This window comes from Luteococcus peritonei (assembly GCF_039526385.1).
GTDB lineage: Bacteria > Actinomycetota > Actinomycetes > Propionibacteriales > Propionibacteriaceae > Luteococcus > Luteococcus peritonei.
The window spans coordinates 263,729-287,925 of record NZ_BAAAIX010000013.1 but is presented as its reverse complement, the minus strand read 5'-3'; the positions used below and the strand labels follow the sequence as shown (position 1 = coordinate 287,925).

The 24,197-nt window shown below is 71.2% G+C and carries 25 protein-coding genes; 3 read left to right on the top strand and 22 right to left on the bottom strand.

Annotation, left to right across the window (positions count from 1 at the left end; translation table 11 throughout):
- Nucleotides 1-78: 78 nt before the first annotated feature.
- The gene (locus tag ABD073_RS06455) at nt 79-954 is read left to right on the top strand and encodes a ferredoxin family protein (RefSeq protein WP_343873139.1); all 876 of its coding nucleotides are present in this window, start codon (nt 79-81) and stop codon (nt 952-954) included.
- Nucleotides 955-957: 3 nt separating this feature from the next.
- On the opposite strand, the gene ABD073_RS06450 is transcribed toward ABD073_RS06455, so the two are convergent.
- The 15 genes from ABD073_RS06450 to hemL all read right to left on the bottom strand — a co-directional run bounded on the left by ABD073_RS06450 (nt 958) and on the right by hemL (nt 16,136).
- Nucleotides 958-1,638 (bottom strand): 5'-methylthioadenosine/adenosylhomocysteine nucleosidase, encoded by a 681-nt coding sequence (locus ABD073_RS06450; RefSeq protein ID WP_343873137.1) that lies wholly within the window; start codon nt 1,636-1,638, stop codon nt 958-960.
- Complete coding sequence (locus tag ABD073_RS06445; RefSeq protein ID WP_343873135.1) at nt 1,635-2,096, bottom strand: S-ribosylhomocysteine lyase; 462 nt, start codon at nt 2,094-2,096, stop codon at nt 1,635-1,637. Before ABD073_RS06445 ends, ABD073_RS06450 begins: the two co-directional genes overlap by 4 nt.
- 22 nt (nt 2,097-2,118) lie before the next feature.
- Nucleotides 2,119-2,592, bottom strand: a complete 474-nt coding sequence (locus tag ABD073_RS06440; protein ID WP_343873134.1) for a hypothetical protein — start codon at nt 2,590-2,592, stop codon at nt 2,119-2,121.
- Nucleotides 2,593-2,751: 159 nt separating this feature from the next.
- Nucleotides 2,752-5,676 (bottom strand): leucine--tRNA ligase, encoded by a 2,925-nt coding sequence (gene leuS / locus ABD073_RS06435; RefSeq protein WP_343873132.1) that lies wholly within the window; start codon nt 5,674-5,676, stop codon nt 2,752-2,754.
- A gap of 213 nt (nt 5,677-5,889) precedes the next feature.
- The gene (locus tag ABD073_RS06430; RefSeq protein WP_343873130.1) at nt 5,890-6,426 is read right to left on the bottom strand and encodes a hypothetical protein; all 537 of its coding nucleotides are present in this window, start codon (nt 6,424-6,426) and stop codon (nt 5,890-5,892) included.
- Between the two features lie 84 nt (nt 6,427-6,510).
- On the bottom strand, nt 6,511-7,737 hold the full coding sequence (locus ABD073_RS06425; RefSeq protein ID WP_343873128.1) for a glycoside hydrolase family 3 N-terminal domain-containing protein: 1,227 nt from the start codon (nt 7,735-7,737) through the stop codon (nt 6,511-6,513).
- Nucleotides 7,738-7,855: 118 nt separating this feature from the next.
- Nucleotides 7,856-9,274, bottom strand: a complete 1,419-nt coding sequence (locus tag ABD073_RS06420) for a mycothione reductase (RefSeq protein WP_343873126.1) — start codon at nt 9,272-9,274, stop codon at nt 7,856-7,858.
- Nucleotides 9,275-9,346: 72 nt separating this feature from the next.
- On the bottom strand, nt 9,347-9,760 hold the full coding sequence (locus ABD073_RS06415; protein WP_343873124.1) for a YchJ family protein: 414 nt from the start codon (nt 9,758-9,760) through the stop codon (nt 9,347-9,349).
- The gene (locus ABD073_RS06410) at nt 9,757-10,527 is read right to left on the bottom strand and encodes an SDR family NAD(P)-dependent oxidoreductase (protein WP_343873122.1); all 771 of its coding nucleotides are present in this window, start codon (nt 10,525-10,527) and stop codon (nt 9,757-9,759) included. Before ABD073_RS06410 ends, ABD073_RS06415 begins: the two co-directional genes overlap by 4 nt.
- Nucleotides 10,528-10,545: 18 nt before the next feature.
- Nucleotides 10,546-10,893, bottom strand: coding sequence for a hypothetical protein (locus ABD073_RS06405; protein WP_343873120.1), 348 nt, complete (start codon nt 10,891-10,893; stop codon nt 10,546-10,548).
- Nucleotides 10,880-11,863 (bottom strand): c-type cytochrome biogenesis protein CcsB, encoded by a 984-nt coding sequence (gene ccsB / locus ABD073_RS06400; protein WP_343873117.1) that lies wholly within the window; start codon nt 11,861-11,863, stop codon nt 10,880-10,882. The genes ABD073_RS06405 and ccsB overlap by 14 nt, the downstream gene beginning before the upstream one ends.
- Nucleotides 11,860-13,443 (bottom strand): cytochrome c biogenesis protein ResB, encoded by a 1,584-nt coding sequence (resB, locus tag ABD073_RS06395; protein ID WP_386751390.1) that lies wholly within the window; start codon nt 13,441-13,443, stop codon nt 11,860-11,862. The genes ccsB and resB overlap by 4 nt, the downstream gene beginning before the upstream one ends.
- A 17-nt stretch (nt 13,444-13,460) precedes the next feature.
- On the bottom strand, nt 13,461-14,243 hold the full coding sequence (locus ABD073_RS06390; protein ID WP_386751388.1) for a cytochrome c biogenesis CcdA family protein: 783 nt from the start codon (nt 14,241-14,243) through the stop codon (nt 13,461-13,463).
- A 4-nt stretch (nt 14,244-14,247) separates the two neighbouring features.
- On the bottom strand, nt 14,248-14,814 hold the full coding sequence (locus ABD073_RS06385) for a TlpA family protein disulfide reductase (protein ID WP_343873159.1): 567 nt from the start codon (nt 14,812-14,814) through the stop codon (nt 14,248-14,250).
- 5 nt (nt 14,815-14,819) lie between these two features.
- Nucleotides 14,820-16,136: a glutamate-1-semialdehyde 2,1-aminomutase gene (gene hemL / locus ABD073_RS06380; RefSeq protein ID WP_425559930.1), complete on the bottom strand. Its 1,317-nt coding sequence runs from the start codon at nt 16,134-16,136 to the stop codon at nt 14,820-14,822.
- 149 nt (nt 16,137-16,285) lie between these two features.
- On the opposite strand from hemL, the gene ABD073_RS06375 reads away from it, so the two are divergent.
- Nucleotides 16,286-16,861, top strand: coding sequence for an EXLDI protein (locus tag ABD073_RS06375; protein ID WP_343873112.1), 576 nt, complete (start codon nt 16,286-16,288; stop codon nt 16,859-16,861).
- 526 nt (nt 16,862-17,387) lie between these two features.
- Here the strand turns inward: ABD073_RS06375 and hemB are convergent.
- The 7 genes from hemB to ABD073_RS06340 form a co-directional block, all read right to left on the bottom strand.
- A complete protein-coding gene (hemB, locus tag ABD073_RS06370; RefSeq protein WP_343873110.1) occupies nt 17,388-18,356 on the bottom strand; it encodes a porphobilinogen synthase in 969 nt (322 codons plus the stop codon).
- A gap of 93 nt (nt 18,357-18,449) precedes the next feature.
- On the bottom strand, nt 18,450-20,048 hold the full coding sequence (locus ABD073_RS06365; protein ID WP_386751405.1) for a bifunctional uroporphyrinogen-III C-methyltransferase/uroporphyrinogen-III synthase: 1,599 nt from the start codon (nt 20,046-20,048) through the stop codon (nt 18,450-18,452).
- Between the two features lie 32 nt (nt 20,049-20,080).
- A complete protein-coding gene (hemC, locus tag ABD073_RS06360) occupies nt 20,081-21,079 on the bottom strand; it encodes a hydroxymethylbilane synthase (RefSeq protein ID WP_343873108.1) in 999 nt (332 codons plus the stop codon).
- Nucleotides 21,076-22,401: a glutamyl-tRNA reductase gene (hemA, locus tag ABD073_RS06355; RefSeq protein WP_343873107.1), complete on the bottom strand. Its 1,326-nt coding sequence runs from the start codon at nt 22,399-22,401 to the stop codon at nt 21,076-21,078. Before hemA ends, hemC begins: the two co-directional genes overlap by 4 nt.
- On the bottom strand, nt 22,398-23,156 hold the full coding sequence (locus ABD073_RS06350; RefSeq protein ID WP_343873158.1) for a redox-sensing transcriptional repressor Rex: 759 nt from the start codon (nt 23,154-23,156) through the stop codon (nt 22,398-22,400). Before ABD073_RS06350 ends, hemA begins: the two co-directional genes overlap by 4 nt.
- Before the next feature lie 30 nt (nt 23,157-23,186).
- Nucleotides 23,187-23,549: a glutaredoxin family protein gene (locus ABD073_RS06345; RefSeq protein WP_343873106.1), complete on the bottom strand. Its 363-nt coding sequence runs from the start codon at nt 23,547-23,549 to the stop codon at nt 23,187-23,189.
- Nucleotides 23,550-23,573: 24 nt separating this feature from the next.
- The gene (locus ABD073_RS06340) at nt 23,574-23,675 is read right to left on the bottom strand and encodes a 30S ribosomal protein bS22 (RefSeq protein WP_002550589.1); all 102 of its coding nucleotides are present in this window, start codon (nt 23,673-23,675) and stop codon (nt 23,574-23,576) included.
- Nucleotides 23,676-23,979: 304 nt separating this feature from the next.
- Here ABD073_RS06340 and ABD073_RS06335 point away from each other — a divergent pair, with 304 nt between their 5' ends.
- Nucleotides 23,980-24,108 (top strand): hypothetical protein, encoded by a 129-nt coding sequence (locus tag ABD073_RS06335; RefSeq protein ID WP_343873104.1) that lies wholly within the window; start codon nt 23,980-23,982, stop codon nt 24,106-24,108.
- Nucleotides 24,109-24,197: the final 89 nt, after the last annotated feature.

Genomic DNA, 24,197 nt, shown 5'->3' with positions numbered 1-24,197 from the left:
CACAGCGCCCTCGGCGGGAAAGCTCCCATCACCCGAGTGTCATGAACCTGCCTGCGACCAACACCTAGGCTGGGGCCCATGCAGAACTGCGCCACTGCCTGGTCCGAGGCCGACATCCCCGCCCTGGGGACGGCCCCCGACGCCCGCTTCTGGGTGGCGCTGGAGCAACCCGGACCGTGGGGCGCCAAGGCCTTCACCCAGTCGCACCTGGACCCGGCGCTGGGTGCACGGCTGGAGGAGCTGGTGGCCACGGCCGGGGGCCGGCTGCTGCTGGTTCGCTCCCCCGCGGAGCGCGAGGACGCCGCGGCACCACGCCGTGTGCTGGTGGGCGGAGGACCGTCGGCCTCGCCCTGGTTGGGCCGCTGCACCGTCACCCGCCCGGAGGACCTGATCCACCTGCTGGGCACCGAACCGGCGGCACTGGCCACGGCCCCGCGGCCGGACTGGCTGGAGCCCTGCGAGCCGGTGCTGCTGGTCTGCAGCAATGGCAAGCGGGACCGCTGCTGCGCGGTGAGCGGTGGCCGGCTCGCCCGCAGCCTGGCCGTCGGCCATCCGGAACAGGTCTGGGAGGCCACCCACCTGGGTGGCCACCGATTCGCCGCCACGGCGCTGGCGCTCCCCAGCCGTCAGGTGCTGGCCCGGGTGGACGAGGCGCTGGGCCATCGGGCGCTGTCCGGAGAGCTGCTCTGCCTGGACGCCCGCCACGACCGCGGCCGCAGCTGCCTGCCCCAGCGCTCCCGCGTCGCCGACGCCTGGCTGCGGGACCGCGACCAGGTCGCCGACCCGACGGCCTGGGCGCTCACCGAGCAGGACGACCTGGTGCGGGTGGTCCACGCCGACGGGCGCGTGGAGGACCTGCTGGTGTGCCGGGGCAGCTCCGAGGAGCTGGAACTGCCGGAGAGCTGCGGCAAGGCAGCCGTGCCGGTCACCTGGTGGCAGGTGGAGCCGGCCTGAGGTTCAGAGCTGGGCGACCAGCCGCCAGACCGCGGCGGCGGAGCGTTCGGCGACGGTCTCCACGGCGCCGCGGAAGTCCGTCGCGGCGCTCGGGCCGCACAGGTCGCTGATCGAGCGCACGCAGACGAAGGGCAGCTTGTAGCCCCGCGCCACCTGGGCGATGGCGGTGGACTCCATGTCCGCGGCCAGGGCCTGCGGGAAGCGCTCCTGCACCGTGGGCGCCAGGCGGGCGTCGATGAAGGAGTTGCCGGAGACGATCTCCCCCACGTGCACGGTGTCATCGGCCTGGTCCGCGCGGACCATCTCGAGCAGCCGCTCGTCGCCGGCATAGGCCAGCGGCATCGACGGGATCTGGCCGTACTCGTAGCCGAAGGCGGTGGAGTCCGCATCGGCGTAGCGGTAGGAGTCACCGACGATGATGTCGCCCACCCGGACGTCCTTGCCCAGCCCGCCAGCCGAACCGATCGAGACCACCGCGCGGGGGCTGTGGGTCTCGATGGCCAGGGCGGTGGAGACGGCGGCATTGACCAGGCCGATGCCACAGGTGACCAGGGTGACCACCTTGCCGGCCTCCTCAAGGCGCCAGGCGCGGCCGCGTCGCACATTCAGCTCGGTGTACTCGCGGCCGGCCAGCACGGGGCGGGTCTCCTCCGCCATCGCCGCCAGCAGCAGGACGTCGCTCACGCCATCACCTGGCCCCAGGCGGCGCGCTGCTCCAGCATGGCGCGAGCGGCCTGCTGGGCGCCCTCCAGGGTGTGGTTGGCGCCCCAGCCGCACTGCACCTCGTTGGCGGCGGGTACCTCGGTGGCGTTGAGCACGTCGGTGAGGGTGTCCGCCACCAGCTGCTCGACCTCGGCCTGGTCGTGGTCACCCACCACGATCAGGTAGAAGCCGGTCTGGCAGCCCATCGGGGAGAAGTCGACGATGTAGTCGGCATGGTTGCGGAAGTGCTCCGCCATGGTGTGCTCCAGCGAGTGGACCACCGCCATCTCCAGATGGGCCTTGTTCGGCTGGCAGAAGCGCACGTCGTACTTCACCAGGACGTCGCCCTGGGGCAGCTGCTTGCGGTCTGCCACCCGGATGAACGGGGCGGCCACGGCGGTGTGGTCGAGGTTGAAGCTCTCGACATTCATCTTCGGCATGGACCAACCCTACCGGGCTTGCTCAGTGCTGACGCAGCTTGTGGATCTGGCCCAGCCGCAACCGGTCCAGCTCCTCACGCTGGGCATCGGCCCGGTCGGCCAGGCGCTGCAGCTGACCGGCGTCGAGCCGCTCGTCGTCGACGGCCAGCAGGCCCTTCCAGAGCAGTCCCTTGGCGTGGACGGCCATCACCAGCGCCTCCAGCTCCAGCACGTCCGACAGCGGGGACCGCTCGGCGATGCGCTCATTGGGCTTGAGGCGGGCGACCTTCTCCCCCACCCAACCGGCGACGTCCTTGATGGTGGAGCTGCTGGCCCCGACGGTGTCCATGATCTGCTGCAGGCTGTCCTGGTCCTCGCGGATCTGCTGGGCCAGCCGGGCGACGGCGGCCCGCACCTCGGGGTCACCGTGCTGCTCGGCGACGCGCTCGAAGCCCTCGACGCCGGCGCTGGAGCCTGCATGGTGGTCCTGCAGGTAGGTGGTCACGAGCTCGCTCATCTGCTTCTCCTGGTTCGTGGGGACGGGTCCATCCACGCTAGGCCCCAAGGCCGGCCGGCACACCACCCGCAGGGCGGCATGGCCACGGTCCGCCGGCAGGTCACCCGGAGCGGCGAACGGCACCGGGCCGCAAGGGCCCGGTGCCGTCTGCGCCAGCGGTCAGGCGGGGACGATGTTGACCAGCTTGGGGGCCTTCACGATCACCTTGCGCACCCCGTCGGGGGCGAACTCGGCGGTCTTCGGGTGCGCCAGCGCCAGCTGCTCCAGGTCGGCCTCGCTGATGTCGGCGGCCACGTCCAGGGTGGCGCGCAGCTTGCCCTTCACCTGCAGCACGCAGGTCACGGTGTCGGCCACCAGCAGCGCCTCATCGGCCTCGGGGAAGGCCTGGTAGGTGATGCTCTGCTCGTGGCCCAGCCGACGCCACAGCTCCTCCCCGATGTGCGGGGCCACCGGAGCCACCATCTGCACCAGCTTCTCGGCCGCCTCGCGGGGCACCGCGTCCAGCTTGGTCAGGTGGTTGTTCAGCTCGATCAGCCGCGCGATGGCGGTGTTGAAGCCCAGGCTGGCGTAGTCCTCGCGAACCGCGGCGATGGTGCGGTGCAGGATGCGCGCGGTCTCGGTGTCCATCGGCTCGTCGGTGACGGCCAGCTCGCCGGTCTCCTCGTCTACCACATTGCGCCACAGCCGCTGCAGGAAGCGCTGCGAGCCCACCACGGCGCGAGTCTCCCAGGGCCGGCTCAGCTCAAGCGGGCCCATGCTCATCTCGTAGACGCGCAGCGTGTCGGCGCCGTAGGCCTGGTACATCTCGTCGGGGCTGACGGCATTCTTCAGGCTCTTGCCCATCTTGCCGGCGCGACGGGTGACCTGCTCCCCCTTGTACCAGTAGGTGGTGGCCTTGCCCTCGCCGCGCTCCTCGATCTCGGCGGCCGGCACGTAGACCTCACGACCGTCGGTGTAGGCGTAGGCCTGGATCATGCCCTGCGCGAAGTACTTGCGGAAGGGCTCCTCGGCCTGGATGTGGCCCAGGTCGTTGAGCACCTTGATCCAGAAGCGGGCGTAGAGCAGGTGCAGCACGGCGTGCTCGGCGCCGCCGACGTACAGGTCCACGCCGCCCGGGTCCACGGTGCCCGCGGGGGCACCGGGGACGGGCTGGGCGTGCTTGCCCATCCAGTACTTCTCCACCTCGGGGTCCACCAGGGCCTCGCCGTTGGCCGGGTCCAGGTAGCGCAGGAAGTACCAGCAAGAACCGGCCCACTGCGGCATGGTGTTGGTCTCGCGACGGTAGGTCTTCAGCCCGTCGCCCAGATCCAGCTCCACGTTGACCCAGTCGGTGGCGCGGGCCAGCGGCGCCTCCGGCTTGGAGTCGCGGTCGTCGGCGTCGAAGGTGCGCGGCGAGTAGTCGTCCACCTCCGGCAGCTCCAGCGGCAGCATCTCGTCGGGCAGGGCGTGGGGCACGCCGTCGGCGTCGTAGACGATCGGGAAGGGCTCGCCCCAGTAGCGCTGGCGGCTGAACAGCCAGTCGCGCATCCGGTAGTTGACGGTGCCCTCGCCGGCGCCCTTCGACTCCAGCCAGGCGATCATGGCGGCCTTGGACTCGGCCACGCCCATCCCGTTCAGGTCCAGCTCGTCGTTGGCGGAGTTGACCATCACGCCCTCGCCGGTGAAGGCCTCGCCCTGGGCCACCGTGCCGGGCCAGTCGGGGTCTGCCGTGCCGTCGACGGCGGGGCTGATCACGTCGATGATGTCGATGTCGAAGGCGCGGGCAAAGTCGAAGTCACGGCTGTCGCCCGAGGGGACGGCCATGATCGCGCCGGTGCCGTAGCCCATCAGGACGTAGTCGGCGATGAAGACGGGCACCTGGGCGCCGTTGACCGGGTTGGTGGCCCAGGCGCCGGTGAAGACGCCGGTCTTGGTCTTGTCGTCCATCTGGCGCTCGACGTCGGACTTGCGCCCGGCGGCCTTCTGGTAGTCCTCGACGGCCTGCTTCGGGCTGGCCGCACCCGCGGTCCACGCCTCACGGGTGCCCTCGGGCCAGCTGCTGCCCTCACCCACCAGGGAGGCCACCAGCGGGTGCTCGGGGGCCAGCACCATGAAGGAGGCGCCGAACAGGGTGTCGGGGCGCGTGGTGAAGACCTCCAGGTCCTCCCCGTTCGGGCCGGTGAAGTGCACATGGGCGCCGTGGCTCTTGCCGATCCAGTTGCGCTGCAGGGCCTTGATGTTCTCCGGCCACTCGACGCGGTCCAGGTCGGTGGCCAGCCGGTCGGCGTAGGCGGTGATCCGCATCTTCCACTGGCGCAGGTTGGCCTTGAAGACGGGGAAGTTGCCGCGCTCGGAGCGTCCCTCGTTGGTGACCTCCTCGTTGGCCAGCACGGTGCCCAGGCCGGGGGCCCAGTTCACCGGGGCCTCGTCGGCATAGGTCAGCCGGAAGCCGTCCAGGTAGTCGCCCTGCTCCTTGTTGCTCAGCTCGGCCCAGCTCCGGCCGGCGAAGTCACCGGTCAGCTCGCGCTCGCCGGAGGCCAGCTCGGCCACCAGCTCGTCGATCGGGCGGGCACGGCCCTTGCCGCCGTCGGGACGGACTGCCTCGGGGTCGTACCAGGCGTTGAAGATCTGGGTGAAGATCCACTGGGTCCAGCGGTAGTAGTCCGGGTCGATGGTGCGGATCGAGCGGCGCTCGTCGTGGTCCAGGCCCAGGCGGCGCAGCTGGCGCTTGTAGACCTCGATGTTGGCCTCGGTGGTGATCCGCGGGTGGGTGCCGGTCTCGATGGCGTACTGCTCGGCCGGCAGGCCGAAGGCGTCATAGCCCATGCAGTGCAGCACGTTCTTGCCCAGCATCCGGTTGAACCGGCTGAAGACGTCGGTGGCGATGTAGCCCAGCGGGTGCCCCACGTGCAGGCCGGAGCCGCTGGGGTAGGGGAACATGTCGATGACCAGGAGCTTCTCGCGTCCCGCGACCTTCTCGGGCTCGGCCCAGGGGCCGGCCGGGTTGGGCGCCTCGAAGGTGCCCTCGGCCTCCCACCGGTCCTGCCAGGCGGTCTCGATCTGGTTGGCCAGCTCGGCGGTGTAGCGGTGCAGCGGCTCGTTCATCTGTGCCTCTCAGGGGCGCGCGAACACGCCCGGTCTCGCGGGTTACCGTCCGAGGTTATCGCAGCGCGACGAGCCGACGCGCGCCGGTTTGCGGGCCGGGCGGCCCGGCTCAGACCGGGTGCTCCTGGTCCAGGCAGCGCAGTGCCTCTGCGGCGGCACGCCGCCCCTGCTCCAGCAGCTCGCCACGCCAGGTCACCCGCGACCAGTCCTGGCTCACCGGCTTGCCCTGCTCCACCCGGCCAGCGGGATCAGCCGACCCCCACCGGTGGGGCCGTTGGTGAGGGCCAACGACCGGCTGCCGCCCTCGGTGGCCGTGCCGTTGTCGAGCTGGTGTCCCCGGTCCACGGCGAGCACGTACCAGGTTCCGGTGTTCGTGGTGGCCGCCTCCACCAGGGCGCCGCCCTGCCAAGTTCCCGGATGGGAGGCGATGGTGACGCCGGCCCGCTCCAGAAGGGCCTCGGAAGGCCTGGTGCAGCTCAGGCGGGCGGGATAGGTCACGTGGCCCGGGGCCGAGGGGCTGGACGAGCTGCTCGCCTCCGGCGTCGGCGAGGCGGAGCCGTCCGCGGAGACCTGCGGCGTGCTCGACGCCTGGCCGGGGTCGGTCGACATCGAGGGCGCGGCGACGCTCGTCTGCGTCGAGGCAGCGGCGCTGCCCGGCTGCGAGGGCTCGGAGGAGGCGGTGCTGCTGCAGGCCACCAGGGCGAGGCCCGCGGCGGCCAGCGCGAGCACACGCAGGTCAGGGGTGGTCATGCGGCGACGACAGGGGCCTGGATCTCCCCCGGGAAGCCAGAAGGCACAGGTCTGTCCGGGCGGCCAGCTGGTGGTTCCGGGAGGTCAGCGGCTGCACTCCACCAGGCCCACCTGGGCCTTCAGCTCCAGGACGCGGGCGACGTGGCTGGGCAGGGCCTCGGCGAAGGCCTGGTCCGTCTCCGCCTTCTGGGTGACACCGGAGACCATCTCGTCCATCAGGCCGGGATCGGCATTGATCACCAGGTCGCCGCCGGCGGAGATGAAGCGCACCGCACGATCCTTGGCGGGCACGTCGGCCACCGCCGCCGCGGAGCCCATGTCGTCGGAGATCACCACCTTGTCCCAGCCGTCCTTGCCGCGCAGTCCGTCAGTGATGATCTTGGAGGAGAACATGGCGTGGACGCCGGGATCGATCTTGGAGTAGATGGTGGAGCTGAGCATCACCGAGCTCGCCCCGGCCTGCATCCCGGCGCGGAAGCTGCCGGTGTCATCCAGGGTGGTGACGTCGTCGGTGGCGGAGCCGAAGTCGGTATTGGTGGTGACCCGGCCCAGCCCCGGATAGTGCTTCAGCGAGCTGGCGACGCCGGCCTCGGTGAGCCCCTGCACCACGGCGGTGACCTTGGCGCCCACCTGCTCGTCGGTGCTGCCGTAGCCTCGCTTCAGCTGCCCCACCGGCTCGTTGCGCGAGGCCATGTCCTCCGGGACCACGTCGGCCACCGGGGCCAGGTCGTAGCGCACCCCAGCCTGGCGCAGTTGCTTGCCCCAGCTCGTCCAGTTGGTGCGCAGCACCTGGTCGCTCATCCCCGCCTGGTTCTGCGCCGACGGCATGTCCGCGAAACCGGGCCCGTCCAGCCGCTGGATCTGGCCGCCCTCCTGGTCCACCGCCACCAACAGGCCCACCTGCGCGTCGCTCCAGCCGCTCATCCGGCTGCTCATGGCCGCGGTCTGCGCCAGGCTGCGCGTGCCGTTGCCCAAGTAGATCACCGAGCCGATGTGGTGCTCGGTCACCACCTGCTGCAGGTCAGAGCCCGGCTCCAGGTCCACGGTGCCAACCATGAAGAGCTGGCCCACCTGCTCCTCGCGCGACATCTGCTGTGCCAGCTGCTGGCAGGAGGTCGTCCCGGAGGAGGCGGCGGAGCCGCCCGGCTGCGGGGAGGCGGCCTCGCTGCCGCTGGCCGACGCGGACGCCGGGGTGGCCACAGACTGCTCGGAGACCGGTCCGGAGCAGGCGGCGCTGACCAGCAGCGGAAGACAGGCCAGAGCGGCCAGGACAGGGCGGGAGGACTCGGGGGAGGACTCGGGGGAGGTCACGGGGCGAGTCAAGCACAGCACCGCGACGGCCACCAGCGCAGCACGCGGCATCCCCGCGACGTCCACCATTCCGTCAGGCGCTGACCACCGCAAGCCGTCGCCCTCGGGCCCCCGGGCTTCAGCCTCGCTGCTCCACCAGGCCCAGCAGGGCGTTCTCGAGCACCTCGGTGAGCGCCGGGTGGATCCAGTACTGACCGCGTGCCATCTCCTCCACGCCCAGGCCGAAGCTCATCGCCTGGATCAGCGGCTGGAGCAGGGTGGAGGCCTGCGGGCCGATGATGTGGGCGCCCAGCAGGGTCTCGGCCGCAGGATCGCTGATCAGCTTCACGGCATGGTCGGCGTCCTCCATGGCCCAGCCGTAGGCGACGTCGCCATAGGCCTGCACCGTGGTGATGCAGGGGGTGCCGGCTTCGCGCAGCTCCTGCTCGGTGGCACCCACCGAGGCGATCTGCGGCTCGGTGAAGATGGCGTGCGGCACGAAGCGGTGGTCGGAGCTGACCGTGGCCTGCTCCCCCGCGATCTCGGCCAGCAGGTTCACCTGCACCACCCGCATCTCGTGGTTGGCGACGTGCTTGAGCTGGTAGGGCGAGCTGACATCGCCCAGGGCCCAGATGTGGGCCTGGCTGGTGCGCTGCTGCTCGTCGACCACCACGTAGCCCTGCTGGTCGGTCTCGACACCGGCACGCTCCAGCTCCAGACCGTCACCGTTGGGGACGCGCCCCTGGGCCACCAGGACCACGTCGGCCGGGTAGCTGTACTCGATCCCGTTGGGGTCCTGGGTGACGACCACGACGTCGCCGCGGTGCGGCTCCACCCGCACCACCTGCTGGTTCAGCTGCAGGTTCACCCGACGGGAGATGATCTTGGTGAACCGCTCGCTGATCTCCTCGTCCTCACGACGCAGCAGCCGCTCGCTGCGGTTGATCATGGTGACCTGGCTGCCGTAGGCGCTGAAGACGTGGGCGAACTCGCTCGCGATGTAGCCACCGCCCAGGATGACCAGGCGCTCGGGCAGGGCCGCCAGCCGCATGATCGTGTCCGAGGTGTGCACCTTGGGAGCCACCTGGGGGTCGTTCGCACCCGGCACGTCGAGCAGTGTGGCGCGGGAACCGGCGGCCAGCACGAAGCGATCCCCGCTGATCCGCACCGGCTCGTCCTCGCCCTGGAGGGCGATCTCCAGGGTGTGGTTGTCGACAAACCGACCAGTCCCCGTGAAGACCGTGACATTCTCGCTCTGCTCGCGCCACTGCTTGCCCCCGGCCGAGATCGGGTCGATCCGGCCGAAGATGCGGTCGCGGATCTGGCTGAAGTGCACCGCCGTGGTCTGCTGGTCGACGCCGAGGCGGCGCGCCTGTTCCGGGGCGATGGCATGGTCCGCGGGAAGGACGAACATCTTGGTGGGGATGCAGCCCACGTTGAGGCAGGTACCGCCGTAGACGCCGCGCTCCACCATGGCCACGCGCAGGCCTGCGAAGCGCTCGTCGATGAGCGAGTTGCCAGATCCGGATCCGATGACCACCAGGTCGAAGTGCTCCATGCCTCCCAACGCTACCCGGCGTCGACGGTGCCCGCTCGCACCGGCGTCGAGCGAGATTCGAGGCGACCGGGCTCAGTCCACCTCGCCGTCCAGGTAGACCCAGCGTCCGGCGCGGCGCACGAAGAAGGAGCGCTCACTGAGCACCCCACGGGTGCTTCCGGCCCGCCACCGGGCCCGGTAGCTCACCTCGCCGGCCTGGTCCTCGGGGCCGCCGTCGACCACCTCGGTGACCGACAGCCCCTCCCAGTGCTGCGAGGGGTCCGGCGCCACGTCCTCGGGACGGTGCGCCGGGTGCCAGCTGCGGAAGAGATGGTTGGCGGCCTGCGGGTGCCGCCCGGCGAGCGCGAAGGCGGTGTAGCGCGAGCGCATCAGGGCCTCGGCGGTGGCGGCCGGGTGCCCGTCGAGCAGCGGACCGCAGCAGTCGGCGAGCAGCGCGCCGCTGCCGCAGGGGCAGGCCCGGTGGTCCAGGCCGCCGGCGGGGCTCACTTCGTGCGGGCGGGTCGCACCGCGAGCCGGGCCACCGGGGCCGAGACCATGGCGGGCATGACGCGGGCGAACTGGGCCTGCAGGGCGTTGAAGGCGCCGTCGGTGACGCTGGGCAGGCGACGGTCCAGGGCGGTGAAGCAGGAGTCCACCACCTGCTGCGGGCTGCGTCGGCGGGTCATCGCGGCGTCGTCGCCGGCCACGGCGAAGAAGTCGGTCTGGGTGGGGCCGGGGCACAGCGCGATGACACGCACGCCGGTGCGACGGGTCTCCTGCCACAGCGCCTGGCTGAAGCTGAGCACGAAGGCCTTGGTGGCGGCGTAGACGGCCATGGTGGGGATGGGCTGGAAGGCGGCGGTGGAGGCGACGTTGATGATGTCGCCCTTGTCGCGGGCCAGCATGCCGGGCAGGAAGAGCCGCGAGAGGTGGGCGACGGCGGCACAGTTCAGGCCGATCTCGTCGTTGAGGCGGGCCACCTCGGCCTCGGAGAACTCGCCGAGGGTGCCGAAGCCGGCATTGTTCACCAGCACGTCGACCGTGAGGCCGCGGCTGCGGACCTGCTCGAAGAGTTCGTCGCGGGCCGACTCCTCGCTCAGGTCGCAGGCCAGCACGGTGGCCTCGACGCCGAAGCGGTCGCGCAACGAGCCGGCGATCTGCTCCAGCTTGTCGACGCGACGGCTGACCAGGACGATGTCATGGCCCTGGGCGGCGAGGTGGTCGCAGAAGGCCTGGCCCAGGCCTCCGCTGGCTCCGGTCACGAGTGCAGTCATGGCCCCAGCCTAACCGCCTCAGATCAGGCCGATCATCCGGAAGATGTGGTAGACGAACCAGGGCAGCGCCAGCATCGAGCAGGCGACATTGGCCACCAGCAGGCCGAGGCGGCGAGCATGGCTGGCCGTCATGGCGCCGAGGCAGCCGGTGAGGAAGACCACCAGCCCCAGCACGATGGGGCCGCCACGGCCCAGGGCGTCGCTGAAGGGCAGCAGCACGAAGCAGGCCAGCAGCACCGCCAGGGTGGCGCGGGCACCACGCACCAGGCCGGGACGCGGAGGGGCTTCGGGCTCGACCTCGTCGTCCACCGGGTAGGGCCAGACCCCGCCGGGCTGGTCGGGAGGCGTCGACTCAGATGCCGGCATAGGAGTGCAGGCCGCTGACCAGCAGGTTCACGCCGATGAAGTTGAACCAGAAGCTCACCACGCCGATGATCGCGATGATCGCGGCATTGCGGCCCTTCCAGCCGGCGGTGGCGCGGGCGTGCAGGTACATGGCGTAGACCACCCAGGTCACCAGGCTCCAGGTCTCCTTCGGATCCCAGCCCCAGAAGCGACCCCAGGCGTACTCGGCCCAGATGGAGCCGGCCGCGATGGTGAACGTCCAGATCGGGAAGGCGAAGGCATGCGCCCGGTAGGCGAAGGTGTCCATCTTGCGGGCGCTGGGCAGCTTGGCCAGGTAGCCGGTGGTGGCGCCCTTCGCCTCGGAGCGGGCCTTGAACAGGTAGATGATCGAGGCCAGGCCGCCCAGGTTGAAGGCGGCACCCGCGATGCAGGCCGCGACGATGTGGATGATGAACCAGACCGAGTGCAGGGCCGGCACCAGCGGGGCGACGGCGACGTAGAAGACCGTCGCGGCCAGGCCGCAGCCGATGGCCAGCAGCAGGGTCATCGGCAGGCCAAGCCAGCGCATGTTGTGGCGCAGCGCCAGCACCAGGTAGGCGATGACGACGAAGGCCAGGGCGGAGATGGTGAACTCGTACATGTTGCCCCAGGGCAACCGATGGGCGGCCACCCCGCGCAGCACCCAGCCGGCCAGGTGGCAGGCGGCCGCGATCATGGTCAGCCCCACGCCCAGCCGCCCGAACATGTCCACCCGGATCCGGGTGCTCTCCTCCTGGGCGCCGTCCAGCGGCGACGGCCCGGCGGCAGGGGCGGGGGATGTCGAGGGCGCGCCGGCGGTCACCAGCTCGCGCTCGCGGGCCGGGCTGCGGTCGGCCGGGCGCACCGGCAGGTCGCGCGCGCTGGCCCACTCCGCCGCGTGCGCCATGAAGGCCAGCAGGTAGACCACAGCGGCGGTCACGATGCCGAGCGCGGACAGTTCCTGGATGTTCACTCGTCGTCCTCCTGCCTGGGAGTGCCGGCGGCCACGCCGCCCAGCTCCTCCACCTGTTCGCCCAGCCCGGTGCGGGCATCCGCCCTGTCGAGCCCGGCGACCTCCACCATCAGGGTGCCATCTTCGGCCTGCCGGGTGCGAAGCCACAGCCGTCGCGGACGCACGAACAGGCTCAGGCACAGGCCCAGCACGGCGGCGGCGATGGAGCCGAAGGTCAGCGGCAGGCCGGGAGCGCGGCTGATCTGCACCTTGGTCCAGCGCGACCAGCCGTCGAACTCGATGCTGCCCTTGTCCTGGGGCAGGTCGTAGCCCTCGCCGGGCTTGAGCACGAAGCGCAGGATGTCGTCGCCGTTCTTGAACTGCGTCATCCCGGCGGTGTCCAGCGCGTAGATGTTCTCCGGCCGGCCGGTCTCGTTGCGCGGCCCGCCCCACCAGGCGTTCAGGAAGAGCGAGGGGTTGTAGGCGTCGGGGAACAGGGAGTGGCCCATCATCCCCTTCTCCGGGGCGGTGGGCAGGAAGATGCCCTGGAAGGCGAGCCGGTCAGGACGCGCGTCGGGCACCTTGACGACGCCGCTGGAGGTGAAGTTGCCGTCCTGCGGCAGGAAGACCACCGGCCCCTGCCAGGCGACGTCGCCGTTGCCGTCACGCACCGTGACGTGGGCGGCATAGCCGTGGCCGATCAGGTGCACCTTGTCGCCGTCGATGCCGATCGGGTGGTTCACCCGCACGGTACGCTTCGACGTCTCGCCGTCGGCATCCACCGACATCTGGGCCTGGAAGTCGCGGGCGGCGCCGCGCTGCACCTGGCCGGTCTCGAACTTCACGATGAACTTGTCGAGCTTCAGCGTGAAGGGGTTGAGCTCGTCGGTGTCCACCCAGGCGCCGGCCCGGTACTCGTCGTACTGGGTGATGACATTGCTGAAGCCCTGGCCCTCCACCATGATCGTGGAGCCCTTGAAGCCGAGCAGGTTGTTCCAGGCGACGCCCAGCAGCACGAAGACCAGGCTGAGGTGGAAGAGCAGGTTGCCGAACTCGCGCAGGTAGCCACGCTCCGCGCTCAGTCCCTCCACGCCGTTGGCGTCGGTGCGACGGGCGGTGCGGAAACGGTGGGAGCGCAGCCAGGTCTCGGCCCGGTCCAGCGCGACGGCCTGGGCTGTCCCGGGGGCGACGGCGAGCAACCGGTGCTCCGGCAGCCGGTCCAGCCGCGAGGGCATCCGCGGGGGCTCGGAGCGCAGGGCGCGGGCGTAGACCCGGATCCGCGGGATGATGCAGCCGATCAGCGAGGCGAAGAGCAGCAGGTAGATGGCGCTGAACCAGGGCGAGGTGTAGACGTCGTACATCCCCAGCGGCTCGTAGAAGCGGTTGAGTTCGGGGTGGTCGGTCTGGAAGTTGCGCACCTTGATGGCCGACTGGCTGCGCTGCGGGATCAGCGAGCCGGGGATGGCGCCCAGGGCCAGCAGGAAGAGCAGCGCCAGGGCGGTGCGCATGCTGGTCAGCTGGGTCCAGACCCAGCGCAGCATCTCGCGCGGCCCGAAGGGCTGGACGGCCGGGGCGGTGGCGCCCGAGGTCTTCGTGGTCATCGGATCGGGGCGCTCCATCAGATCGGGGTTGTCCAGTTGGCGGCCCACTGCCGCAGCACCGCCATCGCCTGGTCCCACAGGCCGGTGAGCAGCATCAGGCCCACCAGGACCATCAGCACTCCCCCGGCGCGCTGGACCGCGAGCTGGTGACGGCGCACGAAGCCGATCGCGCGGGCCATCCGGTTCATGGCCAGGCCCGCCAGCAGGAAGGGCAGGCCGAGCCCCAGGGCGTAGCACAGGGCCAGCAGGCCGCCGCGGGCGGCAGTTCCCTCGCTCAGGCCGAGGCCCAGCACGGCACCGAGGGCGGGGCCGATGCAAGGCGTCCAGCCGACCCCGAAGACGATGCCGAGCAAGGGTGCGGCCAGCAGGCCCATCCGCGGCACCCGGTGCAGCCGCAGCTCGCCCTGGCCGATCGGGACCAGGCCCAGGAAGATGGCGCCCAGCAGGATGGTGAGCAGGCCCACCACGACGTTGAGGGCGCGCTGGTGGGTGATCAGCGCGGCGCCCAGGCTGCCCACCAGGGTTCCGGTGGCGACGAAGACCACGGCGAAGCCCGCGATGAACAGGCTGGTGCCCAGCACCATCCGGCTGCGGCTGCCGCGGCCCTCGAGCACCTCGGAGGCGGTCAGGCCGGTGGCGAAGCTGAGGTAGCCGGGCAGCAGCGGCAGCACGCAGGGCGAAAAGAAACTGACCAGGCCGGCGAGCACGGCCACCGGGATGGCGAGCAGCATGCTGCCGTCGCCGATGGTCTGGCTGGCCCAGGAACCGATGTCGAGCAGCGGGAGCGGGGTGGGGGTCATCGAATCACTTCCCCGCCGCGACGTCCTCGACGGTGCCCACCAGGGTGCTGGCGGTGGTCTCGCCCAGGATCCGGGCGGCGATGCGCCCCTGCTTGTCCAGCACCAGGGTGCTGGGAATCGCCTTCGGCGGGATGGCCTTGAGCTGGAGCAGCAGGCTGCCGTCGGGGTCGAAGAAGTGGGGGAAGGTGATCTTGAAGCTGCGCGCGAAGGCCTTGGCCGGGGCCGGGTCCAGGTCGCGGGTGTTGATCCCGATGAACTGGGCCTTGCCCTTGGTGCGAGCGGCGGCCTCCACCAGCTGCGGCGCCTCGTGGCGGCAGGGCGAGCACCAGGAGCCCCAGACGTTGAGCACGACGACGGTGCCGCGGTGGTCGGCCAGGGACAGCGGCTTGCCGTCGAGGTCCTTGCCGGACAGCTCGGGGGCGGCGGTGCGCTCGTCCACCGGGATCCGGGTGTAGGTGCCGTCGCCGACGGCGAAGCCCTCGTCCTCGCTGGCGCCGGTGGAGTTGGAGCAGCCCACCAGACCCGGCAGCAGCAGGCCGCCGGCCCCGATCAGCAGCTGGCGGCGATGCAACCCGCTCACAGTGCCTTCCGCGCCGCTGCGGCGGCCTTGGGCAGCGCGTCGACGATCCGGTCGAGGACGGCCTGGTCGTGGGCGGCGGACAGGAACCAGCACTCGTAGCCCGAGGGCGGCAGGTAGATGCCCTGGTCGAGCATGGCGTGGAAGAAGGCGGCGAAGGCCTCGGGGTTCTGCTGCTGGGCCTGCTCGTAGTTGGCGACCGGGCCTTGCGTGCCCAGGAAGACGCTGAACATGCTGCGGGCGCGGTTGATGGTGTGCGGCACACCGAAGGCGGTGAGCGCGGTGCTGACCGCGGACTGCAGCTGGTCGGACAGGGCGTCGAGGTGGGAGTAGACCTCCTCGGTGCACAGCGCGAGCGTGGTGGCGCCGGCCACGGAGGCCACCGGGTTCCCGCTCAGGGTGCCGGCCTGGTAGACGCCGCCCAGCGGGGAGAGGTGGGCCATGTGCTCGGCGGAGCCGCCGAAGGCCGCGGTCGGGAAGCCACCGCCCATCACCTTGCCGAAGGTCATCAGGTCGGGCTCGACGCCGTCGGCGCCGTACTGGCCGCTGCGGGTGACGCGGAAGCCGGTCATCACCTCGTCGGAGACGAACAGGGCGCCATGGGCGTGGGCGGTACGGCGCAGGAAGGCGTTGAAGTGCTCGCCGTCCACCACACCGGGCTCCACCACACCCATGTTTCCGGGGGCGGCCTCGGTGATGATGCAGGCGATCTGGTCGCCGTGCTCGGCGAAGGCCGCTTCGACGGCGGCGCGGTCGTTGTAGGGCACGACGATGGTGTCGGCGGCGACGACGTCCGGGACGCCGGGGCTGGCGGGGACGGCGCGCGAGGCGCTGTCACCCAGGGTCGCGACGCCGGATCCGGCGGCCACCAGCAGGGCGTCGACGTGGCCGTGGTAGCAGCCGGCGAACTTGACCACCTTGGAGCGTCCGGTGATGCCGCGGGCCAGGCGCAGCACGCTCATGGTGGCCTCGGTCCCGGAGTTCACCAGGCGCACCTGCTCGACGGGGGTGCGCTCGATGATGGCTTCGGCCAGGGCCACCTCGGCCTCGGTGGGGGCACCGAAGGAGGTGCCGCACGAAGCGGTCTCGCGCACCGCGTCCAGCACCTGCGGGTGGGCGTGGCCCAGGATCATCGGACCCCAGGAGCCCACCAGGTCCACCAGCTCGTTGCCGTCGGCGTCGACGACGAAGGCACCATGGGCGCTGGTGATGAAGCGCGGGGTGCCACCGACGGCCCGATAGGCCCGCACCGGCGAGTTCACCCCGCCGGGGATGGACCGCTGGGCGCGCGCGAACAGTTCCTCGGAGGTGGGCACGGTCTGCATGGGCGCCAGCCTAGTCGGCGCCGCGAGCGGGTCCGAATCCCTGGCCCGGTTGTCCACAGGCCGGCGGGCGCCGAGGAATTGTCCACAGCCTCGACCTCGCGCCGTGCGGCGGTGCCCATCGTGTGCCTACCGTGCGCCCCATGGGACGACGCAACATCTACGTGCAGGCCGGTCAGGAGGGGCTCTACGAGGAGGCCGCCCTACTGGCTGGCAGCCTGTCTGCGGCGGTCGAGCAGGGGCTGCAGCTCTTCCTGGCGCAGCGCCGCGGAGGCCTGCGCTTCGACGAGGTGGAGGTGGTGGTGGGGCGCGGGTCCCACCGGATCACCAAGCGCTTCCGCGCGCGTGAGCTGGTCGAGGTGCTGGTGGAGCCGCGACACCCGGGGCGGCACTCGGGCGTCACGGTGCACCAGACGGCACGTGATCGCCTGGCGGTCTGGTGCTGGTCCGATCCGGACTGGTCGGCGCTGCGCAGCGGCGCGCTCTCCAACTGGTCCGGTCCGCTCGGAAGGTCCGATCCCGTGAGTGGATCTGGCCTCGACGAGGACATCGAGCGTGACGACCAGGGCTGGTTCGACTGGGGTGATCGCCAGGGCGATGAGCTGCTGGTCTTCGAGACCGTTGACGAACTCCTGGCCGCTGTGACGCTCCCCCAGGTGGCGGTGGACAAGCTGCGGGCCTGCTACCGGCCAACGCCGCTCGAGGTGCTCGACATCTGAGGCTGGATTGGGACGCCGGCCGGGTTGAGGAGGCTCCTCGGCGTCCACTGGGGAGTTGCGTCGCCCGCTTCGCCACCAGACGCCCAGTGGCACCACCCGCAGCCCCGCAGCCCCGCAGCCCCGCAGCCCCGCAGCCCCGCAGCCCCGCAGCCCCGCAGCCCCGCAGCGGAACGATGTCATTGGGACGACCCATCCGAACGAGGTGTGTATGGGGGTGTGTATGCGCACAGTCCGACCGGGACCGCCCGCTCCGGGAGGCCGGGGCCGGGTGGCCCGCCACGAGATTCTTGGCACAACACCAACTGGCGATGCTTGGGACAACACCCACTCGCGCGATGTGTGTATGGGCGTGTGCATGCGCACAAGAAAGGCCCGGCACATCCGCTGCGCCCCTCGACGCGGCTGCCGGACGCAGGAGACAGGCGCACGAAACAGACACAGCGTGGCAGGTCAGCCGGTGCCGCTACATCCTCGAGAGCTTGTGTGCATGGGCGTGTGCATGCACACAGGAATCACCAGGTGCCTCTCAGCGCTGGCGCTGTGCCCACTCCAGGGCCCAGTAGCTCAGGATGATGTCGGCACCGGCGCGACGGATCGCCAGCAGGCTCTCGTCGATGGTGCGATCGCGGTCCAGCCAGCCGTTGGCGGCGGCCGCCTCCACCATCGAGTACTCGCCGGAGACGTTGTAGGCGGCCACCGGGATGTCCACGGCATCGCGCACCTGGCGCAGGATGTCCAGGTAGGGCAGGGCCGGCTTCACCATCACGATGTCCGCCCCCTGCTCGATGTCCGCGAAGACCTCGCGCAGCGCCTCGCGGGAGTTGGCCGGGTCCTGCTGGTAGGTCTTGCGGTCACCCTGCAGCGAGCTGCCCACCGCCTCGCGGAAGGGCCCGTAGAAGGCGCTGGCGTACTTGGCGCCGTAGGCCATGATCGCCACGTCGGTGTGGTCGGCGTCGTCCAGCTGTTCGCGGATCGCCTGCACCTGGCTGTCCATCATGCCGCTGGGCGCCACCACGTGCGCGCCGTTCTCCGCGTGCTGTCGGGCCATCTCGGCGTAGAGCAGCACGGTGACGTCGTTGTTGACGACGCCGTCGGGGTCCAGCACGCCGCAGTGGCCGTGGTCGGTGAACTCGTCGAGGCAGACATCGCTCATCACCAGCAGCGAGTCGCCCACCTCGGCACGAACCTCGCGGATGGCGCGGTTCAGGATGCCGTCCTCGGCCAGCGCCTGGCTGCCCGTGGCGTCCTTGTCCTCGGGCTTCGGCACGCCGAAGAGCATGATCCCGGCCAGCCCCGCCTCCGCGCACTCGGTGGCGGCCCGCTTGATCCCGTCCATGGTGTGCTGCACCACGCCCGGCATGGAGCTGATCGGACGCGCCTCGTCGATCCCGTCGGCCACGAAGGCCGGCAGCACCAACTGGCGCGCCGCCACGGAGTTCTCGCTCACCATGCCACGCATGGCCGGACTGGTACGGAGTCGACGGGGACGATTCATACCCGCGAGTCTATGCCCGCTCCCGCGACACCCCTTGCCGGAGCTTCGTCAGGTGGTGGAGGTCGCGAACGCTCCCCGGCCTCGGCGCGTGGATCAGGCGGTCGGAGCGCTCGGCGTCGAGGGACGCCGACGACGACGCGTCTCGCTCGGCTTGGTGACCGCGCGTCCCTCCGCCACCAGCTCCGCGCGACGCTGCAGGGCGAACTGCGCCAGCGCGTCCACCAGCTCCAGCGCGCTGGGCTGCTCGGCCTGCACGTCGACGCGCAGGCCGTGGTCGATGCAGCTCTTGGCCGTCTGCGGTCCGATCGCCGCGATCACCGTGTGGTTGTGCGGCTTGCCCGCGATCCCCACCAGGTTGCGCACCGTCGAGGACGAGGTGAAGACCGCCGCGTCGAACTTGCCGGTCTTGATGGCCTCACGGATCTCGGCGGGCGGCGGCGAGGCGCGCACCGTGCGGTAGGCGGTGACGTCGTCCACCTCCCAGCCCAGCTCGGTGAGGCCCTCCACCAGCACCTCGGTGGCGATGTCGGCGCGCGGCAGCAGCACCCGGTTGATCGGATCCAGCACGTCGTCCCAGGCCGGGAACTCGGCGGCCAGGCCGGCGGCGGAGTGCTCGTGCTGCGGTACCAGGTCGGGCTTGATCCCCCAGGCCAGCAGGGCCTTGGAGGTGGACTGTCCGACGGCCGCCACCCGGATGCCGCTGAAGGCGCGGGCGTCCAGGCCGTACTCCTCCAGGCGCTCGCGCACGGCGCGCACCGCATTGGTGGAGGTGAAGGCCACCCACTCGTAGCAGCCCTCCACCAGGCCACGGATCGCCTTGTCCATCTGCTGCGGGGTGCGCGGCGGCTCCACCTGGATGGTGGGCACCTCCTCGGCATGGGCGCCGTACATGGTCAGCCGGTTCACCATCTCGCCGGCCTGGTCCTTGGTGCGCGGCACCAGCACCCGCCAGCCGAAGAGCGGCTTGGACTCGAACCAGTCGAGTTCGGCGCGGGGGCTCCCGGTGACGCCGGAGCCGATCATCAGGTGCACCCCGGCGGTCGGGTCCAGGCTGCGGGCCAGGCGGGGCAGCTCCTTGAGCGTGGCCTGCCGCGAGTTCTGGGCGGTGGAGCCACCGGCGAAGGTGATCAGCACCTCCTCGGTGTTCTGGCGGCCGGAGGCCAGGGCGTGCTCCTGCACCGTGCCCAGCTGGGCGGCGGTGCACTCCACCACCAGCGTGCCGTGGTTGGCCCACGGCTCCAGTGGCGAGCCGCTCATCCGGATCAGCTGGACCTGGTCGGAACCCAGGTCCACGCCGGCGTACTCGGGCACGGCGGTCATCGACGAGACCCCGGGGACCACCTCGATGTCCAGCCCGGCGCGGGCGCAGGCGGCGGCCTCGCGGGAGACCCGGCCGTCGAGGAAGGGATCGCCTGCCACCAGCCGCACCACGCAGGCGCCCGGCGCGGCGGCTTCACGGATGGCATGCACGCGGGCCTCGACGGGGGCCTCGGGGGCCTTCTCGGTGGCGCCGAAGCTCGTGACGGTGACGCTGCCGTTCAACCGCACCAGCGGGTGGTCCAGCACACCGCGCAGGTCGTCGCCGTCGAGCAGGATGGCGGACGCCTCGTCGAGGGCTGCGACGGCGGCCAGGGTCAGCAGGTTCGGGTCACCGGGGCCGGCGCCCACGAACTGCACCCTGCCGTGGCCCATGGCCTCGGCGCTGGTCACGTCACTCACTCGGTTCAACCGTCCTCTCGGCCCGCCGTGGGGCCGTTGCCGTCGAGCAGGGGCAGCACCTCGGTGGCCAGCGCGCGGCCCACCGACGCGGGATCGGTGGCGCTGCCGTCGCCAGAAACCTTGAGCAACTGACCCAACTTGGCCGATTCTGCCCCAGGTTCCAGCGCCGGACCAACCACGGCGTGCAGCACGAGACGGTCCTCGGCGGTGACGGCATGGGCGCCCACCGGGGCCAGGCAGCCGGCCTCCAGCGTGCCCAGGAAGCTGCGCTCCGCGGTGATCGCGGCACGGGTGGGGGCGTGGTCGATGTCGGCCAGGGCGGCGAGCAACCAGTCCTCGGCATCCTCACGGCACTCGACGGCCAGGGCTCCCTGGCCGGCGGCGGGCAGCATCAGGCCCACCGGCATCAGGCTCACCGGCACGCCGTTGATCTCGCGGTCCTGGCCCTCGGTGACCTCGGTGGTGACACCGTCGAGCCGACCCAGGCGCAGCAGCCCTGCCGCAGCCAGCACGGTGGCGTCGACCTCACCGACCGAGACCAGTCGGAAGCGGGAGTCCACATTGCCGCGGATCGGCACCACCTCGATGCGCACCCCTCGCTCGGCGGCCATCGCCTCCAGCTGCACGGCGCGCCGGGGCGAACCCGTGCCCACCCTGGTGCCGTCGCGCCACTGCTCGACGGCCAGGCCCACCAGCACGTCGCGGACGTCCTCGCGCTGCGGGATGGCGGCCACCACCAGGCCGGGGGCCGGGGCCACCGGAAGGTCCTTGAGGGAGTGGACGGCCACGTCGATCGAACCGTCGTGCAGCAGGTCGCGCACCGCGGTGGCGAAGATGCCGGTGCCACCGATCTCCGTCAGTCGGCGTCGGTCCTTGTCGCCCAACGAGTCGACGCCCAGCACCTCCACCGGGTGCCCGGCGGCCTCGAGCTGGGAGGCCACCCACTCGGCCTGCGCCACGGCCAGCGGGGAACGACGCGCCCCGACGCGGATGGTGCGGCTCATGCGCCCATCACCGTCACCACCGGGCAGGCCTCGCCGGCCGGCTCGCGTCGCTCCAGGATCGGGCAGTCGTCCGGGCTGGAGGTGGCCACGTGGTGCGGCTCCAGGGCGAACAGATTGCGCAGCGCGGCGGCGTAGTCCACGTCCTCGTTCTCCTCGGCGAACTCGCGCACCCGCACGGTGGGCGAGTGGATCAGCTTCTCCGAGACCCGCTTGAGGGCATTGCGCACCTCTCGGGCGGTGGCCTCGTCCAGGTCGGTGCGGCGCTCCAACCGAGCCATCTCGGTGTCGACGACGCCGGCGGCCATCTGGCGCAGGGCGACGACGGTGGGGGTGACGGCCTGGGCGCGCTGCCTGGCCAGGTAGGCCTGCACCTCGCTGGAGACCAGTCGTCGGGCGGCCTCCACGTCGTGCTCGTCGGCATCGTCCTGGCCCTGCAGGCTGGCCAGGTTGACCAGCATCACGCCGCGCTGGACCACGTCCTGGTCGACATCCGGCGGCATCGCCAGGTCGACGATGGCGCGCGGCGCCGGCCCGCCGCCCAGGCTCTCCGCGCTGACCAGCGAGCCGGCGGCGCCGGTGCAGGTGATCACCACGTGGTGGCTGGCGACGGCGGCCTGCAGCTCGGACATCTCGATCGCCTGGCCGCCCACCTCGGTGGCGAGCAGCTCGGCCTTGGCCAGGGTGCGGTTGGCGCAGTCCACGACGGCGCCGCGGGAGGCCAGCAAGCGGGCGGCCAGCCCGGCCATCGCACCGGCGCCCACCACCAGCACGCGGGTGCCGGAGAAGTCGATGCCGGCCTCGTCGAGCTGGGCGACCGCGGCCGACAGGGTGGAGCGCCCGGCGGCGCCGATCGAGGTCTCGGACTGGACCCGTTTGCCCACCCGCAGCGCGGTCTGGAAGAGGGCGTTCAGGCCGGGGCCCGAGGAGTGGATGTCCTGGGCGGAGCTGAGCGCGTCGCGGACCTGGCCGAGGATCTGGTTCTCCCCCACCACCAGGGAATCCAGCCCCGCCACCAGGCTGAAGCAGTGGCGCACCGCCGCCTCGTCGTGCACCACGGCGCACAGCTCGCTGAGTGCGGAACGCTCCACGCCGATCTGCTCGGACAGCTGGGCGGCCACGGCCTCCAGCCCGCCGTGGAAACGGTCCGCCTCCAGGTAGACCTCGGTGCGGTTGCAGGTGCTGAGCACCAGCGCTTCCTGCACGTGCGGGTGGTCCACCAGCTCGCGCGCCAGGCGGCGGCTGCCCTCGGTGTCCATCGAGGCGCGGGCCAGCAGGTCCAGGCCTGCCGTGCGGTGATTGATGCTGACGGCCAACAGGGTCATCGGACGAGCTCCTTGGTGTCCGCGTCCGTAGCGGGCTCTCGGCGTGCCTCGTGGAAGGCGAGGATCTGCAGTTCCTGGGAGAGGTCGACGGTGCGTACCGTCGCCCCCTCGGGGATGGTCAGGGTGACCGGTGCGAAGTTGAGGATGCTGGAGACGCCGGCCGCCACGACGCGGTCGCAGACCTGCTGGGCGGCCTCCGGAGGGGTGGTGATGATGGCGATCCGCGGGCGGCACTCGGCCACGACGGCCTCCAGGTCCGACTGGTCGCGCACCTGGATGCCGGCCACGGTGGTGCCGACGATGGCGGGGTTGCTGTCCACCATGGCCACCACCTGGAAGGAGACGTCCAGCGAGGCGCCGTGATGGGCCAGCGCACGGCCCATGTTGCCTACGCCGACGACGAGGACCGGCCAGACCGTGCCGGTGCCGACGTGCTCGCCGATCTCACGCATCAGGACGGGCACCTCGTAGCCCACGCCGCGGGTTCCGTAGCTGCCGAAGTGGCTCAGGTCGCGCCGCAGCAGGGCGGACTGCACGCCCGCCGCCTCGGCGAGCTCGGTGGAGCTGACGGTGGTGACGCCGTTGCCGTCCAGGTCGACGAGAGCGCGCAGGTAGCTGGGCAGACGCGCGATGGTCGCCTCAGGGATCTGCGGGCGTGGCGTCGACATCACACTCCTGGTCTGGGAGCTGGCAGCCGCGCGGCGGACCCACGCGACATTGCCCGCGTGGCGGACCCACGCGAGATTGCACTGTATCGGGTGGTGAAAATCTTCACAAAGAGGCTCTCACAACGCAGCCGGCGGGCTCACCGGCTGCCCCGCCAGGGCAGCCTCCAGCCGGTCCTCGCGGACCTGCCAGTAGTCCACCAGCCGGCCGCGGACGAAGAGCACCGGCACGTGGTCGGTGTAGCGAGCCCTCAGGGCCTCGTCCGCGTCCACGTCGAGCTGCGCCAGCCGGGCACCATGCGCCCCGGCCAGGCGCTCCACGACGGGCAGCGCGAGTTCGCACAGGTGGCATCCCTGGCGGGTGAGCAGCACCACCTCGGCCTGTGGCAGCGACGGCTCGTCGGCGGTTGTGGGGATGGCAACACCCGCAGGCCCGGTGGGCTCTGCGGGATGGTGGCCGTCAGCCCTCTTCCGCCAACGCATCGCGTCGAGGCCGGGCCGTGGGGCTTACTTGCCCGCGCGGCGACGCTGGATGCGCGTCTTCTTCAGCAGCTTGCGGTGCTTCTTCTTCGCCATCCGCTTGCGACGCTTCTTGATGACAGAACCCACAGTGGGACCTTTCCTCGATGGGACTGGACTGGCTCCAGCCAAGATTGCTGTGCTTCCTCCTGCGGCGGGTGCCGTTGGGAGGGCGACCCCCCAACTCTACCGTCATCGCGGCGTTCACCGAAAATCTGCTCTGTGCCACCTCTTGCCCCGCCCCGGGAATGATCTGGCCGACCACTGCGTTGTCACCACTGCAGGGCCCGCCAGGGTCCTGCAGAGCAGGCCGAGGCCGGGTGACGTGCCCCCGGCGGTCAGCGTGGATTCCTGCGTCCTCCAGCACAACCGAGTGACCCGTAGGAGAAGACCCATGAAGAAGATGCTCGACGCCATCGTCAGGAACGCCGCCAACTACATGGCTGCCCTGGCCCCCGAGTCGATGACCCGCAACCCCGAGGCCTTCACCCAGCGTGAGCGCATGCTCGGCCGCGGTCTCTGAGCACCCCTCCAGACCCACAGGAGCACCAGCATGAACAAGATCCGTACCAGCCTGTCCCGTTTCGCCTGGCTCTACCCGGCCGCCCTGGC

Excerpts from the sequence above, each read along its gene's own strand:
- ABD073_RS06455 (WP_343873139.1), top strand. The coding sequence starts at position 79 with ATGCAGAACTGCGCCACTGCCTGGTCCGAGGCCGACATCCCCGCCCTG.
- ABD073_RS06445 (WP_343873135.1), bottom strand. The coding sequence starts at position 2,096 with ATGCCGAAGATGAATGTCGAGAGCTTCAACCTCGACCACACCGCCGTG.
- ABD073_RS06440 (WP_343873134.1), bottom strand. The coding sequence starts at position 2,592 with ATGAGCGAGCTCGTGACCACCTACCTGCAGGACCACCATGCAGGCTCC.
- leuS (WP_343873132.1), bottom strand. The coding sequence starts at position 5,676 with ATGAACGAGCCGCTGCACCGCTACACCGCCGAGCTGGCCAACCAGATC.
- ABD073_RS06430 (WP_343873130.1), bottom strand. The coding sequence starts at position 6,426 with ATGACCACCCCTGACCTGCGTGTGCTCGCGCTGGCCGCCGCGGGCCTC.
- ABD073_RS06420 (WP_343873126.1), bottom strand. The coding sequence starts at position 9,274 with ATGGAGCACTTCGACCTGGTGGTCATCGGATCCGGATCTGGCAACTCG.
- ABD073_RS06410 (WP_343873122.1), bottom strand. The coding sequence starts at position 10,527 with ATGACTGCACTCGTGACCGGAGCCAGCGGAGGCCTGGGCCAGGCCTTC.
- ABD073_RS06405 (WP_343873120.1), bottom strand. The coding sequence starts at position 10,893 with ATGCCGGCATCTGAGTCGACGCCTCCCGACCAGCCCGGCGGGGTCTGG.
- resB (WP_386751390.1), bottom strand. The coding sequence starts at position 13,443 with ATGACCACGAAGACCTCGGGCGCCACCGCCCCGGCCGTCCAGCCCTTC.
- ABD073_RS06390 (WP_386751388.1), bottom strand. The coding sequence starts at position 14,243 with ATGACCCCCACCCCGCTCCCGCTGCTCGACATCGGTTCCTGGGCCAGC.
- ABD073_RS06375 (WP_343873112.1), top strand. The coding sequence starts at position 16,286 with ATGGGACGACGCAACATCTACGTGCAGGCCGGTCAGGAGGGGCTCTAC.
- hemB (WP_343873110.1), bottom strand. The coding sequence starts at position 18,356 with ATGAATCGTCCCCGTCGACTCCGTACCAGTCCGGCCATGCGTGGCATG.
- ABD073_RS06365 (WP_386751405.1), bottom strand. The coding sequence starts at position 20,048 with ATGGGCCACGGCAGGGTGCAGTTCGTGGGCGCCGGCCCCGGTGACCCG.
- hemC (WP_343873108.1), bottom strand. The coding sequence starts at position 21,079 with ATGAGCCGCACCATCCGCGTCGGGGCGCGTCGTTCCCCGCTGGCCGTG.
- hemA (WP_343873107.1), bottom strand. The coding sequence starts at position 22,401 with ATGACCCTGTTGGCCGTCAGCATCAATCACCGCACGGCAGGCCTGGAC.
- ABD073_RS06345 (WP_343873106.1), bottom strand. The coding sequence starts at position 23,549 with ATGCGTTGGCGGAAGAGGGCTGACGGCCACCATCCCGCAGAGCCCACC.
- ABD073_RS06335 (WP_343873104.1), top strand. The coding sequence starts at position 23,980 with ATGAAGAAGATGCTCGACGCCATCGTCAGGAACGCCGCCAACTACATG.